A 14,724-nucleotide genomic window follows, 5' to 3' on the forward strand; every position below is an offset into this window, starting at 1 on the left:
CCTTGAATTGTACCCAGGCTTCACCTACAGGCTCGATACCGCATTCATAGGTTGATTGTTTAATAGGATTTGGTTTCTTGGGTCCAAAAATAAAACCAGCAGCAATCGCACCGATGGGAATGATCAACCCGACAACAATAAATAGAGCCACATATAACCACTCGTTCATTTAAGTCACTCCGTCGTGAAATTTATTACAACAAGTGGGCAAATTGTACCATAGAGAACAAATGCCCCTGTAGTAAGCATGTCAATTTTTTGGGTGATATTCGTCATATTTTTTCCCACCTTATTTTCGAAGTTCAACTAAAATTTTTTCGGCTATTTCCTCCTGTTTTTTCTTTTCCTCTTGAACACGAACCTGAGAATATCCTCTAAAAATGGAAAGCCGACGATAAGGCTGAGGACTGAGCCAACCACACCAGATGTCCGCACGAAGTCGACTGAGAAGCCGAAAAAATCCACCGCTTCGATCTCGACGATTTGAGCTGATACTGCCATTCGGCTTTCTTCGCCGCTGACACGGTCTACAAACATCAAATGCAGCCAGACGATCCCACGAAACACTCCCGTTTCCTGCGGACGGACACTCCAATGAAAAGTCACCGATTGACCGGGCTTCATCGGCTCGTAAGTGGAACCAGATGGCTGAATTTCCATACCTGCCATATCGATGCGTGCCTCAGCAGTGACGAAATGTGTTTCATATAAATTGGGAATTTCGATCACATCGCCTGCCACCACATTGCCGCCGATTACTGCGGTGGGAGTGATATTTCCCAGGTCATCCACCTCCAACGTCAAGCGGATAATGTCACCTTCCACCCCGGCCTTCATCTTCGGAGGATACTCCAGCGTTAGGCGGCGCGTCTCAGGGATGGCAGGTAATACTGCCATTTCAGTTGGCTGAACGATGGGTGTGCCAGGGATTTGCGTTGGGATAATAATGATCGGTACACCTGTTGATGTAGCTGGCGGCGCAACAAAGGTTAGCATCGCAGGAGGTTCTGTAGCGGCTGGTGCTTCTGTTGCAGCAGGTTCATCGGTTGCAGCAGTTGATGGTGCGCCACCACACGCAACCGAAACAAATATGATCGTCAACGCGGAGACGACGATGGAAATATTACGGGGAGAAAAAGGCCGGTTGATCACGAGATAGCCAAAGGGTAATAATGAAGCGAGGAGGGTGTCGGCAGTTGCATTTCAGCAGGTGAGATGGTGCGGTCGTTCGTCACATGCGGGTTGGGAAGATATCCCCAAAGCAACAGGGAAATTGAAATCGTGAGAAAAATAATAGCGAGAATAAGGCGAAGGCGTTTGTTCATAAATCCACTTCTTCTACTTCAATGTACCACTTCACGCGCGTACCCACGCGGTCACGCAGTTGCCATGCAATTGGTTTCTGCATTTCTGCAAATGTTTTCTGAATGGTATGGACGCGGCTCACAATGAGTTCGCGTTCATCCGGCGTGAGGCTTATATCATTCCCGCTGACCAAATCTGCCACACGCTGCAAATTAATGGATGTGGTTTTATACAAGCCCCAATCCTGGCTGCATAGTTGGGCTAGGATTTGCAAGTTGATCGTCTCGCAATCATCGCTGCCAGTTTCATTATTCAACAAAATGGACGCAATATCAAGTGCGTCTTTACGGTTAAGCTCGATGATCTGCGCCTTGGATAGCAACAACTCCGCCAGCGGAATGGTGACGGGGTCAGCGGTGAGGCGGTCTTCCAGGGGAATCTTGTGGCACATTTCAAAATCACCGACAAAGATATCGATCTTCATTTCGGTTTTGTCGTCAAAATAAATCTGCCTGGTTGCGCCATTGAGGATATTAAATTGCTTATCGGGACTGTATCCCACCTCGGGCATGAAGGCTTCGAATTCGCGGCGCTGTTTTTTGGCAACCACAAAATCGAGGTCGGCAAATTCACGGGTGAACAAGGGATGATTCTTTTTATTGTGCGCCTGTACAGCCAGCCCGCCGATTGCACGGATCTGGATATTCTTTGCCTCCGCCGCACTTACGAGGCGATTCATTTCTGCCAGGATCACTTGTGAGGTGATTGCCATCCGTTCACCTTAATAAAACAGACCTGACAGGTTTTCGAAAACCTGTCAGGTCTTTCTAGTTACTCAACTGGAATTTCAGCCTGCACTTTGTTCAGGTCAATACCCTTGCTCTTGCGATAAGCCTTGAAGCCGAAATAAATTACGGCAGCCAGCACATAATTGCCGAGCATGAAATAGACCGAGCTGGTATTTTTGATTCCAATGCCATACAAAGCATTGGGGTCGATGATCCATTGATAGAGCAGGTAAACCAGGAAGCCGCCAAAGATGACACCTGCGACAGAGATCAAAGGTAAGCCAAGCACATTGTATTTGGCAATGGGCGATGCCTTATACAGGTCAGGCTTGGTATACGGAAGCACAATGGCAGAAATTGTGGTGCCGAGGAATGTGACCGCAATGACCAGCGTGGAGCACAACGTCAGTGTTTGGAAACTGGCGATATTGAACGCAAATAGATACGCAACCACGATGGATGGAACAACCATCAGCAGCAGCGCGTTGACCGGTGTGCCTGTACGTTCATCCAATTTCGCCACGGACTCAGGGAGCAGACGGTCAAAGGCGGCGGCAAAGATAACGCGCGTGGAGGAAAGGAAGACGGTCCCGCTCCAGCCAAACCACCACAAGCTCATTAAAGCAACGACGAGGAATTGTACAAATTTATTTGTGGTGAGGAACGCTGCTAACATGGCAGGATACGGCCAGACAGGAAGCGCAGGTGCTGTTGTGGTGTATCCCCAAACATAATTCCACCAGGCACCACCGGCTTGAACGTAAAAGTCCCAGCCGATTGTTTTGCGAATGGCAAATAGCAATATGATGCCAAGCACGGTTGTAATCCCAAGTGCCCAACCCATCCCAGCTACATTGCGTTTGAAATCAGTCGCACCGCGAACTTCTCCATATAGTGTCGCACCCCAGTTAGGCCATAAATTGAAGAAGACCATGTAGGGAATCACGAGGAAGACAATAGCCAGTGAGCCCCCACTGAAGGGTGTGATCGCACCCGCCTCGGTTCCCAATGCTACTGTCGAATCATACACGCCGGGTGTGGCGCCAAACATGGAAGTTGCGTTCGCTTCCAAACCTGCTTTGAAGGTTTCAGGTGTTCCCATCAGCAGCAATACGATTACGATGAGCAGCCCCAACATGCCGCCGTAGAAGGAGAACTTTTGAATGCGCGCATAGGTCTTCATGCCCAGCATAATGAAAATGCTGACAATGGCAAGTGTAATGAGCGAAGCAGTGAACGACCCGATCTGCGTGCCCGCGAACCATAACGCAAGGTCTTTTGCCCCAAACACCCCAAGCAATGGAACAAGCACAATGTGACGGAACATATCACCGTACAACGGAACCCACAGCCACAAAATGAACCACCAGCCTGTGACTGCAAGGATGAAGCCGACTGCACCGCCAAGAATTCGGCTCTGCCACACATAATCGCCGCCCGAACGGGGCATGACGGCAATCAACGCGGCATACACAATGACTTCAAAGAAGATGAAGATTGCGCTGATGATCAGCGCATTGACCATGCCGCCCTCGAAGTAGTACATCTGGCTGAAGCTGTACAGACCCAGGGTGATCAGGTTGATGGAAAACAACGCGTAAATGAACGCGTCCATGACCGACCATGAACGAACCAGGCCGGTCGCCTTACGGACAAACAAGTTGCTCATAACATTCTCCTCTTTTGTTGTGTTTACTCCCCGTCATTGCGAGGCGATGTTCTTTCGCCGAAGCAATCCCCGCCAGGATGGAGATTGCTTCGCAACCTGCGCTCGCAATGACGAGAAGAGACTAACCCGTCGTCAGAACGTAATCTTCAACCTTCTTCTTTCCGAGTCTCACAATTGTGCCAAGCAAAGTTCCCTGCTCATACATGGAGCCTGGGTTGATGCAAAGAGTCTTTCCAATGCGCGAAACGCCTCGGCCTTCGTGAATATGTCCGTGCAGGCCAAGCAGGGGCTGCATCTCTTCAATTGATTCTCGCAAGGCGGTGGAGCCGACGGGCTTCAACGCCTGCCCCGCCATTTTGGGCCTCAGGTTTTCATCCAGCTCAGCTGCCTCATCAAGATTGGATTTATAGGGCGGCACGTGGATATTGAAGATGGCATTATGCGGGTCTTTCAATTGGGAAGTCATCGCTTCATACCTGACTTTGAGCTGGTTCTCGTCCTCTTCACGGTGCGTATCCCAGGGGGTTCGGTTGCTCCAGCCTGAGGCGATCATCTCGTGACCACTCTTGAGGGTAGTCACCTGCCCCTCGGCCAGGACCACGCTTCGGCTCGCGCGAACGATCTCATCCACTTCATCCATATCGTCATTGCCTGGGCAGCAATACAGCTTCATGTCTGTGCCTTCGAGTTTTTTATCAGCCAGATCCATCCATTGTTGAACGACCTTGAGCACTTCCTGCAAGAATATCTTGCTGACGCGCTCAGGGTCTTTTTCCAATTCAGTAATTTCATCGGGTGTGGTCATGTAGGGATAATAGCCGCGGCTGCGGACGCGTTTGACAATATCCTGCAATTCATCGTCATTTGTAGTATCAAACACTTGTTCAAGTAAAGTGATGCGATAGTTATTTCCACCCTGGTGCACAAACGGGACAACGGCCTTGCCTGTCATGTCGCCGCCGAGGATTAACTGATCCGCGCCGTAGAACTTCCCCGCATTCAAAAACTTGCTCCAGCAAATATCCGACCCGTGTATATCTGTTGCAAAGAAGATTGTAGTCACATGCAAATCCTTTATTCTGGGCTATGCCTTGAAGAGGTGCAGAGGTGGTGCGGTAAGATTAGCCAATTATACCCGCCGCAAATGGGAAAGCAAACACTTTCTGCGCGGTTCTCTGATACTCGCTGCCACCTTCTCACATGTGATGTTTTGGTTGTAGAATCGGCAGTGTTGAGATTCATCATAACCATATAAGGAATCAATTATGAGTACACCTGCATTGCCCATCTGCCCCAAATGCAAACAGACCGACCAGGTTCAAAAAGTGACCAGCACTTACGGCCTCAACACAAAGGAATGGTACGAGACTCGCACCAGCACCGATTCAGATGGGCACACTACGTCTTATCAGGAACGCCATGAGGCACATACGCAGTTGGGACTTAAACTCAAGCCACCTCCTCAACCCGCGCAGCCAACACACCCAGGTTTATGGTATGGGATCGGCGGATTTATAGCCTTCGTAGTATTCACCGCCTTGTGTCCCATTGCAATTGTTCCCTTTACATTCCTTCTCCCGCTCGCAGGTACTGCCTCAACCCTCATTCCCAGCATTCAGGGCCTTCCCACATGGTTGATATCAGTTTTTGTTATTGGCCTACCCACACTTTGTGTAATTGTAGGCGGCCTGGCTCTTTTGATTTGGCTTGGCATAAAGGTAAAACGGCGCTTCGACCGTGACTTGAAGAATTACAAGGATAAAAAAGCAATTTGGGATCGTGATGAGATGCCCCGCTGGCAAGCCGCAAAGAATCGCTGGGATCAACTCTATTATTGCATGAGAGATGAGACAGTCTTCATCCCTGCTGAGAACAAAGCCATCAGCCTGGAGGATATGGAGAAATATTTATTTGACCCGTATTTCAGGGGGTAGTACAGCAGCTCGTTAACCGCCTCACCGAATTTAAACACAAGCAAAGTTGCTATCTTGCGGAATTTTCGCAAGTTTTAACGCACACATGTTTCGCAGTACGAAGCAGTGCTGAAGAGACGCAGAGTTGCAAGGGAAAAAACAATAGAATCTTTGCGCCGCGGCGACTTTGCGTTAAGAATCTTGATTAAAAGCAGCTCAAGAAGTAAAGGTAGCAACTTGCATTAGATATATAGTCCTTGCACTGCAATTTTCATGCAGTGCAAGGACTATATGTTTTTAGTTATTACAACGGCTATCGCGTCACTCAGTGGAAGCTAGCCGACCGGCTCGAACACGCTTTGCAATACTTTACCAGTTAATTTGCCATCGGTATTCAATGCCAGGTCACTTAATGCAACAACTCCCACCACGCTCCGATCTCGCGGATTTAGCACCAGGATTCGTCGAATCTGGTTATCGTGCATGAGGCGGGCCGCTTCCTTAACATCTTGGTCATCGAAGCAGCAGATGGCAGGGGTGGTTGCCAATTCACGGCCAATCATTGTTTTTGGGTCCACCCCTTCAGCAATCGCGCGCACTACAATGTCACGATCACTTATGACGCCCACCAACTGATCATCATCAAAGACCGGCAGGAAACCTATATCTGCATCTCGCATTTTTCTGGCTGCGGTTTGCACAGTGTCGGTCACCCGAATGGTCTCTACTCGATTGGTCATGATCTCTTTGAGTTTCATGCCGTGCTCCTTTCTGTTTCCAGACGATCTTCAAAACTGTGGACACCGATCTGGCTGGCGCAGTGAGCGCAGCAATAGAAGACACCATCGGCTTCCATGCCATGGCCTACGATCTGACAACCGCAATGGGCACATCTTGGCGCTAGCGCGTGCATAGCACATTCAAAACTGTCAAACACATGGGTCTCTCCATTCAATCGTATCTCCATGCATTTATCGTATTCGTTTCCGCATACTTCGCATGTAGCAGTATGCTCTTTACCACCTAAAAGGTTCGAAATCATATCCTTTGCAGTTTGCATGATGTCCTCAATTCTTTTTTGTTAAATTACTTTATGCCCAATGTCCTTCGACTGCACTCCTCAGCTTGCAATCGTCGCTCCGCTCACATCGTCCCGATGTCTTCGGGAGGACGTAGTTCGTCTATCGCAGAGGTCTCGTCACCCGGCGAGGGGATAATCTTTCAGTTCTTCAACTGAGGCTTTCTTCACTCGAAGATGAACCTCTTCTTCGCGCACGTACTTCACCCAATTGATGGGGATGAGTTTTGTTTCCTTTGGCAGTATGCCTTTGGAAACAACCAGGTGCGTGATTTGATCTACCGGGGAATCAGCAACGATGCGTTCCACATGGCCGACATTCTTCCCTTCGGAAGTAATAACCTTGGCGCCTTCTTTCAGGGCGACAGTCCCTTCCGGGATGTTATGTTCGACCCGAGTCACATATTGTTCGCTGGGCGGGTTGACCATATGCGGGCCTGCTTCAGGAAATCCGTAATTTACAGGCCGAGGTGCGTTCTCAAGCGAAAGCGGCTCGTCTATATCAGCTGTCTTTTCCGCAACCACACGCCTCTCTTCGTAAGGAAGAAAAGCATCCAGGTTTCCAGCATCCTCCCGAAGCACGATTTTGTCTTCAGTAGTGGCAACGACAAAATCGATGGGTACAACCCTGTCTTCCTTATTAAAGAGATTGCCCGTGTTGACTACGATGTCGGTGATCACCTTGGTATCAGGATTCATCACCACCCGCTCTATATGCCCAAGCTGTTGACCGTTCGCGGCGAAAACATTGGCGTTCTTTTGAAGTTGTATCTTTTTTGTTTCCATGGTTATTTTCCTTTCCTTGCCGCGAGAGCGAAGACATCAGATGCTGCTCACCCTCACGGATGCGAGAATCAGCTTCAAGATCGCATGAAGCGCAGCATTTCCTCGCGTTGTAGAAGCGTGCTAAACTTCAAGAGTCAAAGAGCCCTGCAGCCCTTGTTACTTCATTGTAGAGTGCGACTCCTGAGTATGGTATTAACGATCAGTTAGCACAAATTAAGAAACTTTTATTAATAGTCTCATACTTGGAAAAACAAGCGTTTTTAAAAGTTTGAAACCGCATATATGTCCCCAATAAGAATGTGCGTGGATGAATGTGGTCTGTGTTCCCACAGACCACATTCATTTATATTGAGCAAACACGCAGAGACAAACTATAGCTCAGGAACAGCAGGCTCAGAGACGCTCTGCAAGATTTCGCCTGAAAGAGTCTTTGTGCCATTCGTCGCCACGTCGCCCAATGAGACGACACCGACCATACGTTTATCGCGATTCAAAACGACCAACCGACGAATCTGATTATCTTCCATCACCTTGGCGGCTTCACGGATGTCCTGGTCTTCGTAACAGCACATCACGGGGGAGGTCATCAGATCATTGCTGATGGTTGCGTTCGGGTTTTTCCCTTCAGCCAATGCGCGAATGGCAAGATCGCGGTCACTCACTACACCGAGTAGACGATCACCATCACATACAGGCAGAATGCCTATATCATTGTCACGCATTTTACGGGCCGCGGTTTGCAGGGAATCCTGCGGGCTAATGGTCTCAACTTCACGAGTCATGATCTCTTTTAGTTTTTTCATATCGAACTCCTTTTTTGTTTATTTAACCTAAGCTACTACCCTACTCTCGTTGTGTCATGCTGAAGGCACACTTCGCCCCGAAGCATCTTTAACGCTATAAACGCAGACCCTTCGGTCGCGGAGAACGCACTCCCTCACATCGTCCCGATGTCCTTCGGGAGGGTGACACGCTCTTTTTATACAAGGTAGGCACTTGGATTATTTATGCCGGGCAGTTTGTGCCTTTTTGATGTTTTCGCGGCGCGCCCGCAGTTGAGCTGGGGTTTGCTGCGGACGCTTGGTTCCATCTGTAGGCGGCTTGGCTTTAAACCGATCTCCGCTCACATGGACCGGCTGTACACCCAATGCTTGATTACATCTCTGGCGCCTTTCGTATCAGGGACGAGTCGATCACCACGAACGTGGGCATCATCTTTGGCTATCAGCCATTTGACAGTAGCCCAGGAACCGCTCGCGCGTTTGCCAGCCACTCTTTGGATATGGCCGCGCTTGCCCACATCCTGTGTGCGAAAAGTGATAAAACCCGTCTTTGGAAGTACTTCAACGTGGTAGTAGTTTCCTTTTCCAGTGCTGCCTGGTTTCTGACGAGTCTGGCCACTGGTTTGTAGTTGAGTCATTTGACTACCTCCTTATCTGAGCTTGAGACATCGGCCAATGCATCGACCGCAACTTTTTCGACTTTAAGCTCAACCTGCTCTTCATTCATATCCTTGACCCAGAACATAGGTATGAGCTTCATACTTTTATTGAACATGCCGCCTACCGAGATGAGCAGATGGGTCATCTGCTGCCTTGGGGTCCTGGTGAAAACACGCTCCACATTGCCAACATGCTTCTCATCAACACTCATGACTTTGGCACCTTCTTTCATCGCAACCGTTCCTTGCGGGATGTTTTGATTGATCCTGGTCGAAAATTTTTCGCCGATGGTGGCCTGTGAGGGTATTCCAAATACTGGAGAGCCATAGGATGCAGGCTGAATATTCTCATCAAGCGAAACTTCGCCATCATCTTCAGCCTCTACAATCTGTTCCTCTTCAAAAGGAGGAAAAGCCTCCAACTCATCTGCTTCTTCACGAAGAAGGATTTCATCTCCATTTGCCTCAGCGACAAATGCGATCGGGACGACCCTATCTTCCCTGTTGAAGAGGGTACCGGTTTGGATCACGATATCAGTTACCACCCTGGTTTCGGGGTCCAGCACGACGCGGTTAAGATACCCAACCGGCTGACCATATGCAGCAATGACATTCGCATTTCTTTGAAGTTGGTTCTTTGTTTCCATGGTGATATTCCTTTCTTTGCGGTGAGAGTGAACAAACTAGCAGACACTCTCATGAACGCAAGAGATTCGTATCGAAGGCCGCATAACATGAATCAGTTCATCGCAGTGTTCTGCGATGATGCAACCCTCGTCTATTCATTGTAAAATGCGAACCCTGAGTATGATATTAATCAGCAGTGAGCACAGATTAAGAAATCTATATTAAGAGTCTCAGAATTAGAAAAATTAGGCTGGCTGGAAGATGCAAATTCGTATATACGTACCCCCAACTATCAACCACTACGATGCAAGCGAATTGACAGTATGAGTTAAGCCTGGGTTGTGAGGGAGTTAAAGATAAATTAACCTAAGTTGCTGCCTTGAAATACTAAGAAACGTGTCACCCTGAGGGAGCGTGTTTTCCGCGACTGAAGGGTCTCTGTTCATGGTGTCAGAGATGCTTCGGGGCGAAGAACGCCCCTCAGCATGACACAGTGGGAATATGGTGGCAACTTGCGTTAAATTAAATTTTGATTCCTGCCATCAAGCCTGTATAATATGGGCAGTCATCATTGGTCATCAAAAAGGAGATCTCATGGAAATCAAAGTATCAACCGAAAATGCGCGCGTGCCTGTTACTGTCATTCACCTTGACGGCAATCTTGATGCGGCCACCAGCAATGAATTCCTTAAAAAAGCGAAGGAAGTGATCGAAGGCGGTGCGCGGTACATTCTTGTCGATCTGGCGCATACACCCTACGTCAGCAGCGCAGGCTTCCGCGTTATCCATCAAATGTTCAAGGACCTAAACGCCGTTCACCCGGATGCCAACCTAAGTGAAGAAGATATGAAAAAAGGCATCAACGCTGGTTCCTATAAATCCCCTTACCTAAAACTCGTAAATCTCTCGAGCGATACAAGAGCGGTTTTTACGACAACCGGCTTTGATATGTATATTGAAGACTACGACAATCTGAAAACAGCCATCGCATCTTTCTAAGCATCCCATTCCACTTTTAAAACAAACTCACCCCGAATGATTAATTTCGGGGTGAGTCATATTTTTATCGGCTTTATTATTTGAGCCTTATACCTTATTCCTGTACACATCATGGCGTTCTTCCATGCCATGGCCTCCATGCTGGTTGGCACAATGCGTAGAGCAATAGAAGACATCATCAGCTTTGATCCCATGCCCGAGAATACGGCAACCGCAATGGGCGCAGGTGGGTGCGAGAGCATGTATAGCGCACTCGAAACTGTCAAAGATATGCACATCGCCGCCATCCATCCGCACCTCGAAGCATTTGTCGTACTGGTTACCACAGACTTCACAGACCCTTTGCTCTCTCTGGGTCTCAGTAGACTTCCTATGTTCCAGATCTTTTATTATGTTCATTGGTGTGAAAATTTCCTATTCGTCAACATGAAAGTCTTCCAATTTTTCAACTGAATCTTTTTTCACTCGCAAGTGAATTTTTTCCTGGTCAAACATCTTCACCCAATCGGCGGGGATGAGTTTTGCCTGTTTCATAAGTAATCCTCTGGAAACAAGCAAATCTGTGGCGCGATGCAGCACAGGGTCGGCAAGGACTCGTTCCACAATACCTATCTCTTCTCCATCTAGATCAATGACTTTGGCGCCCTCTTTCTCTTTCATGGCGACTGTTCCCTGCCGTATGTTCTGCTGATCCGGAGGGATCAACTCCTGGCCGGGGGTCGTGCGGGGTACTGGCATGGCAGCTGCAGGTATAGGCGGGCGAAGAGTTGCAGCCAATGGGTCATTGAATTGGTCATTGATGGCAGGCGGCACATCTGCGTAATCACTGGCATCCACGGGAAGTTTCTCCTCGAAAATAGAAAAGGACTCCAGATCGCCTGCGTCTTCTCGAAGGGTGATCTCATTATCCGTTGTGCCAGCAATAAAGGTGATCGGTACCACCCGCTCATGTTCCTTGTCCTTGACCGGGAGATTGCCGTTACAAATCACGATTTGGGTGATGACCTTCGTTTCAGGGTTCAGCACCACTCTATCCAGGTGACCAACCAATTCACCGCTTGCGGCAATCACATTCGCATCCTTTTGAAGTTTGATTTTTGTTTTCATTGCGATCTTCCTTTCTTTCACGGAAAGTACCTATTGTTCAGCGTTGATTATGAAACTGCGAGACGCAACAATCCCAGTTTGTTATTGCATTGAGACCTTATCATTTAATTGTAGGTTTTTCTCCCTAAGTGTGACATTAAGCCCGCGTTAGCTCAGGTTTAGAAATTAACCAATGTAAGCGTCAGGATGATCTACCTCGACCTCATCGAACACCGCAAAGCTGCGCTTCATGTAAATTAACGGGGTGTATAATTGCTTTAAAAGGTAAACATCGATGCCAGAAATTTCCCGTTTCTTCGGTATTATCATCACTATGTACTATAGCGATCATCAACCGCCGCATTTCCATGTTAGATATGGAGACAGCAAAGCGCAAGTGACCATTGAGGGCATTTCCATTTTGAACGGCAAACTACCCGCTCGCGTTTTTGGGCTTGTAGCAGAATGGGCAATGGAACACCAAAATGAACTGCGCGAAGATTGGAAACTGGTACAAAATGAGACTCCCCCAAATAAGATTGACCCGTTGGAGTAAACCCTATGCTAAAAGATATTGTAAAAGTCAAACCGTTAAAAGACTTTCACCTGCATTTGGAATTTGAAGACGGTGCAAAAGGTGAAGTGGACATTCGCAAACTGATCAAATTCAGGGGCGTATTCGAGCCGCTGAAGGACGAAACTTTCTTCGCCAAAGTGGACGTCAACCCCGAATGGGGAACTATCTTCTGGCCCAACGGCGCTGACCTTGATCCTGATGTGTTGTACAGTATGGTGACGGGCGAAGAAATTAAAATTCCAACATCCATCTCAGGCTAACCCATAAAATCCCCGAGTTCTTGAAGAACTCGGGGATTTAAGTTAGGTAAAACACCAACCAAAGAGGGCCAACACCATGAAAGTCTTTCTCTCCTCCACCTACCTTGACTTGATCGAACATCGTAAAGCTGCACAGACAGATGGAGAGTAATTGACATCCTTTGACAGACTTCAGTCAGAATTTGAAACATATGATATGAGAAACTTTCATCTGTCTGATGAAAGTTGTATTTTATAAGTCAAAGGAGAAAATCCCATGAAGGTAAAATTGATCCTGCCTGCGCTTACGGAAGCAAAAAGTCCATTCTTTAGGCCGATAAAATATTCACTATTTCCCCCGCTTGGACTCGCAACACTAGCATCTTACTTAGACCCAAATGATGAGGTCACGTTGCAGGATGAACATGTTGAAACCCTCGATCTAACAGACGAACCAGATATTGTTATCATTCAAGTCTACATCACATCAGCGTATCGAGCGTACGAAATTGCTAACCATTATCGTGCGAAGGGAGCATATATTTGTCTTGGTGGTCTTCACGTCACATCCCTTCCAGAGGAGGCTGCCAGGCATGCAGATACAATATTCACTGGTCCAGGCGAAGATATCTGGCCCGAATTCCTGTTGGATTTTCGCGCAAACCGTCCACACAAAAGATATAACTCGACAAACCGCACATTGGCAAATCTTCCGCTGCCTCGGCGTGATCTGATCAAACGAAATCTATATCTCGTCCCAAACTCCATCGTGGTTTCCCGTGGCTGTCCCCATGTCTGCGATTTTTGTTATAAGGAGGCATTCTTTGAAGGAGGAAAATCCTTTTACACATTAACCGTTGACCGAGCCTTGAACGAGATTGAAGAACTCCCTGGAAAACATCTGTATTTTCTCGATGATCACCTGTTTGGAAATCCTCACTTTGCAGGCGATCTTTTTGATGGAATGATCGGCATGGGGCGGCTATGGCAGGCGGCGGGCACGGTTCAATCTGTCCTCAAATCTGGCTTACTCGAAAAAGCCGTTGCCAGCGGACTGCGAAGTCTATTTGTCGGTTTTGAAACACTTAATCCAACCAATCTTATACAACAGCATAAATACCAAAATCTCAATCGGGATTATTCCACTGCCATCAAACGATTACACGATCTTGGAGTTATGGTCAATGCCAGCTTTGTGTTCGGAATGGACGATGATGACGAGAGCGTCTTCGACAGAACTGTGGATTGGGCCATCGAGCAAGGTATTGAAACCGCCACCTTTCATATATTGACCCCCTATCCATCCACTGCGCTATATAAAAGAATGGAGGCAGAAGGGCGTCTTACATCGTCCAATTGGGATCTATTTGACACAAGGCACACAGTTTTCAGGCCGAAGCGCCTTACTCCTGAGGCACTGGAAAGAGGATATTGGCGGGCCTATAGTGAGTTTTATCTTTGGAGCAATATTATCCAAGCATCAAAGGCACATGATGGATTTACGAATCAACTTAGGCACATCGCGTATGCTGGCGGATGGAAAAAATTCGAACCGATGTGGGATTGGGTCATTCGTGCGAAAAGAGTTACAACGTTGCTACCCGTTCTAGAAAAAACCTTACAAGGCTTTCCATCAAATTTCATAAACAGAGATGGTCGGATCGACGCTAATTCTGCAATATCAAAACAAACACCTCTCAATCGGAAACATACTCTATAGCCATGGACATCCGAAGTCTTAAAGACTTCGGATGTCTGATATATACAAAGCACCGAATTCCCACATTCTTTACCGACAAATGACAAATGCAGGGCAAAACAGGTCAGATGACCATTCCCACAGACTCTCATGCGTCTACAGTTTTGGCATCCCAAAGGAGTCTATTATCCATCTATCCCCCCGAATCGTTTCGCATCAAAGGTCACGCTTGAAGCGTGACAAAGAGAATAAAGATGACAAGTCACGTTCAAAACGTGATCTGCTCGAAGAAGCCTTATCCCTGTCCCGCCGCGCTGTCGAGATTTTCACGCGCCTGCGTCATCCAGATTTGCAGTACGCGCAGGAAACGCTGGCGGAGATAGAAGCAGCACTAAAAAGTAAAGTAATCCGTTGGTTGAGTAGGGCGAGTGCTTTTCTCGCCCGTATCGAAACCAACAAGTGACATGCAAACATAGAATTTCCTGCAAGAATGGTGGTTTCGATACGCCACTCGCTA

The 14,724-nt window shown here is 47.7% G+C and carries 20 protein-coding genes; 6 read left to right on the forward strand and 14 right to left on the reverse strand.

The features are described 5' to 3' along the window. The 6 genes from AC14M5_RS08335 to AC14M5_RS08360 form a co-directional block, all read right to left on the reverse strand. A partial coding sequence (locus AC14M5_RS08335; protein WP_484029207.1) for an NADH-quinone oxidoreductase subunit A occupies positions 1–169 on the reverse strand: 169 nt, incomplete at its 3' end. 152 nt (positions 170–321) lie between these two features. Continuing rightward, entirely contained in the window at positions 322–1,152 is an 831-nt protein-coding gene (locus AC14M5_RS08340; protein WP_484029190.1) for a hypothetical protein, read from the reverse strand. After that, positions 1,149–1,325, reverse strand: a complete 177-nt coding sequence (locus tag AC14M5_RS08345) for a hypothetical protein (RefSeq protein ID WP_484029191.1) — start codon at positions 1,323–1,325, stop codon at positions 1,149–1,151. The genes AC14M5_RS08340 and AC14M5_RS08345 overlap by 4 nt, the downstream gene beginning before the upstream one ends. After that, positions 1,322–2,077 carry a hypothetical protein gene (locus AC14M5_RS08350; RefSeq protein ID WP_484029192.1) on the reverse strand — a complete coding sequence of 252 codons (756 nt, stop codon included), beginning with the start codon at positions 2,075–2,077 and terminating at the stop codon, positions 1,322–1,324. The genes AC14M5_RS08345 and AC14M5_RS08350 overlap by 4 nt, the downstream gene beginning before the upstream one ends. Before the next feature lie 59 nt (positions 2,078–2,136). Next, complete coding sequence (locus tag AC14M5_RS08355) at positions 2,137–3,762, reverse strand: amino acid permease (RefSeq protein WP_484029193.1); 1,626 nt, start codon at positions 3,760–3,762, stop codon at positions 2,137–2,139. A gap of 121 nt (positions 3,763–3,883) precedes the next feature. Then, positions 3,884–4,825 carry a metallophosphoesterase family protein gene (locus AC14M5_RS08360; protein ID WP_484029194.1) on the reverse strand — a complete coding sequence of 314 codons (942 nt, stop codon included), beginning with the start codon at positions 4,823–4,825 and terminating at the stop codon, positions 3,884–3,886. A 202-nt stretch (positions 4,826–5,027) separates the two neighbouring features. Here AC14M5_RS08360 and AC14M5_RS08365 point away from each other — a divergent pair, with 202 nt between their 5' ends. After that, positions 5,028–5,696 carry a hypothetical protein gene (locus AC14M5_RS08365; protein ID WP_484029195.1) on the forward strand — a complete coding sequence of 223 codons (669 nt, stop codon included), beginning with the start codon at positions 5,028–5,030 and terminating at the stop codon, positions 5,694–5,696. 314 nt (positions 5,697–6,010) lie between these two features. Here AC14M5_RS08365 and AC14M5_RS08370 read toward each other — a convergent pair whose 3' ends face one another. The 6 genes from AC14M5_RS08370 to AC14M5_RS08395 form a co-directional block, all read right to left on the reverse strand. After that, positions 6,011–6,433 (reverse strand): CBS domain-containing protein, encoded by a 423-nt coding sequence (locus tag AC14M5_RS08370; RefSeq protein ID WP_484029196.1) that lies wholly within the window; start codon positions 6,431–6,433, stop codon positions 6,011–6,013. After that, on the reverse strand, positions 6,430–6,717 hold the full coding sequence (locus tag AC14M5_RS08375; RefSeq protein ID WP_484029208.1) for a hypothetical protein: 288 nt from the start codon (positions 6,715–6,717) through the stop codon (positions 6,430–6,432). Before AC14M5_RS08375 ends, AC14M5_RS08370 begins: the two co-directional genes overlap by 4 nt. Before the next feature lie 156 nt (positions 6,718–6,873). Then, positions 6,874–7,539, reverse strand: coding sequence for a PRC-barrel domain-containing protein (locus tag AC14M5_RS08380; protein ID WP_484029197.1), 666 nt, complete (start codon positions 7,537–7,539; stop codon positions 6,874–6,876). A 371-nt stretch (positions 7,540–7,910) separates the two neighbouring features. Continuing rightward, on the reverse strand, positions 7,911–8,342 hold the full coding sequence (locus AC14M5_RS08385; protein ID WP_484029198.1) for a CBS domain-containing protein: 432 nt from the start codon (positions 8,340–8,342) through the stop codon (positions 7,911–7,913). 320 nt (positions 8,343–8,662) lie between these two features. Further along, entirely contained in the window at positions 8,663–8,959 is a 297-nt protein-coding gene (locus tag AC14M5_RS08390; protein ID WP_484029199.1) for a hypothetical protein, read from the reverse strand. Continuing rightward, positions 8,956–9,627, reverse strand: a complete 672-nt coding sequence (locus AC14M5_RS08395; protein WP_484029200.1) for a hypothetical protein — start codon at positions 9,625–9,627, stop codon at positions 8,956–8,958. Before AC14M5_RS08395 ends, AC14M5_RS08390 begins: the two co-directional genes overlap by 4 nt. A 574-nt stretch (positions 9,628–10,201) precedes the next feature. On the opposite strand from AC14M5_RS08395, the gene AC14M5_RS08400 reads away from it, so the two are divergent. After that, positions 10,202–10,606, forward strand: a complete 405-nt coding sequence (locus AC14M5_RS08400) for an STAS domain-containing protein (RefSeq protein ID WP_484029201.1) — start codon at positions 10,202–10,204, stop codon at positions 10,604–10,606. A gap of 87 nt (positions 10,607–10,693) precedes the next feature. Here the strand turns inward: AC14M5_RS08400 and AC14M5_RS08405 are convergent, their stop codons facing one another. Together AC14M5_RS08405 and AC14M5_RS08410 are read right to left on the reverse strand one after the other, a co-directional pair. Next, the gene (locus AC14M5_RS08405) at positions 10,694–10,897 is read right to left on the reverse strand and encodes a Prokaryotic metallothionein (RefSeq protein ID WP_484029209.1); all 204 of its coding nucleotides are present in this window, start codon (positions 10,895–10,897) and stop codon (positions 10,694–10,696) included. 123 nt (positions 10,898–11,020) lie between these two features. Further along, a complete protein-coding gene (locus AC14M5_RS08410) occupies positions 11,021–11,713 on the reverse strand; it encodes a DUF2171 domain-containing protein (protein WP_484029202.1) in 693 nt (230 codons plus the stop codon). Between the two features lie 274 nt (positions 11,714–11,987). On the opposite strand from AC14M5_RS08410, the gene AC14M5_RS08415 reads away from it, so the two are divergent. From AC14M5_RS08415 to AC14M5_RS08430, 4 genes are all read left to right on the forward strand, one after another. Next, a complete protein-coding gene (locus AC14M5_RS08415; RefSeq protein ID WP_484029203.1) occupies positions 11,988–12,248 on the forward strand; it encodes a DUF4160 domain-containing protein in 261 nt (86 codons plus the stop codon). A 5-nt stretch (positions 12,249–12,253) separates the two neighbouring features. Next, complete coding sequence (locus AC14M5_RS08420; protein ID WP_484029204.1) at positions 12,254–12,529, forward strand: DUF2442 domain-containing protein; 276 nt, start codon at positions 12,254–12,256, stop codon at positions 12,527–12,529. A gap of 256 nt (positions 12,530–12,785) precedes the next feature. Further along, complete coding sequence (locus AC14M5_RS08425; RefSeq protein WP_484029205.1) at positions 12,786–14,228, forward strand: B12-binding domain-containing radical SAM protein; 1,443 nt, start codon at positions 12,786–12,788, stop codon at positions 14,226–14,228. A 208-nt stretch (positions 14,229–14,436) separates the two neighbouring features. Then, a complete protein-coding gene (locus AC14M5_RS08430; RefSeq protein WP_484029206.1) occupies positions 14,437–14,670 on the forward strand; it encodes a hypothetical protein in 234 nt (77 codons plus the stop codon). Positions 14,671–14,724 lie beyond the last annotated feature (54 nt).

Source organism: Candidatus Villigracilis sp. (assembly GCF_057083605.1).

Bases quoted from the DNA above. Each gene is read 5' to 3' on its own strand.
- AC14M5_RS08345 (WP_484029191.1), bottom strand. From the start codon at position 1,325: ATGAACAAACGCCTTCGCCTTATTCTCGCTATTATTTTTCTCACGATT.
- AC14M5_RS08350 (WP_484029192.1), bottom strand. From the start codon at position 2,077: ATGGCAATCACCTCACAAGTGATCCTGGCAGAAATGAATCGCCTCGTA.
- AC14M5_RS08355 (WP_484029193.1), bottom strand. From the start codon at position 3,762: ATGAGCAACTTGTTTGTCCGTAAGGCGACCGGCCTGGTTCGTTCATGG.
- AC14M5_RS08365 (WP_484029195.1), top strand. From the start codon at position 5,028: ATGAGTACACCTGCATTGCCCATCTGCCCCAAATGCAAACAGACCGAC.
- AC14M5_RS08370 (WP_484029196.1), bottom strand. From the start codon at position 6,433: ATGAAACTCAAAGAGATCATGACCAATCGAGTAGAGACCATTCGGGTG.
- AC14M5_RS08375 (WP_484029208.1), bottom strand. From the start codon at position 6,717: ATGATTTCGAACCTTTTAGGTGGTAAAGAGCATACTGCTACATGCGAA.
- AC14M5_RS08380 (WP_484029197.1), bottom strand. From the start codon at position 7,539: ATGGAAACAAAAAAGATACAACTTCAAAAGAACGCCAATGTTTTCGCC.
- AC14M5_RS08385 (WP_484029198.1), bottom strand. From the start codon at position 8,342: ATGAAAAAACTAAAAGAGATCATGACTCGTGAAGTTGAGACCATTAGC.
- AC14M5_RS08390 (WP_484029199.1), bottom strand. From the start codon at position 8,959: ATGACTCAACTACAAACCAGTGGCCAGACTCGTCAGAAACCAGGCAGC.
- AC14M5_RS08395 (WP_484029200.1), bottom strand. From the start codon at position 9,627: ATGGAAACAAAGAACCAACTTCAAAGAAATGCGAATGTCATTGCTGCA.
- AC14M5_RS08400 (WP_484029201.1), top strand. From the start codon at position 10,202: ATGGAAATCAAAGTATCAACCGAAAATGCGCGCGTGCCTGTTACTGTC.
- AC14M5_RS08405 (WP_484029209.1), bottom strand. From the start codon at position 10,897: ATGGATGGCGGCGATGTGCATATCTTTGACAGTTTCGAGTGCGCTATA.
- AC14M5_RS08410 (WP_484029202.1), bottom strand. From the start codon at position 11,713: ATGAAAACAAAAATCAAACTTCAAAAGGATGCGAATGTGATTGCCGCA.
- AC14M5_RS08415 (WP_484029203.1), top strand. From the start codon at position 11,988: ATGCCAGAAATTTCCCGTTTCTTCGGTATTATCATCACTATGTACTAT.
- AC14M5_RS08420 (WP_484029204.1), top strand. From the start codon at position 12,254: ATGCTAAAAGATATTGTAAAAGTCAAACCGTTAAAAGACTTTCACCTG.
- AC14M5_RS08425 (WP_484029205.1), top strand. From the start codon at position 12,786: ATGAAGGTAAAATTGATCCTGCCTGCGCTTACGGAAGCAAAAAGTCCA.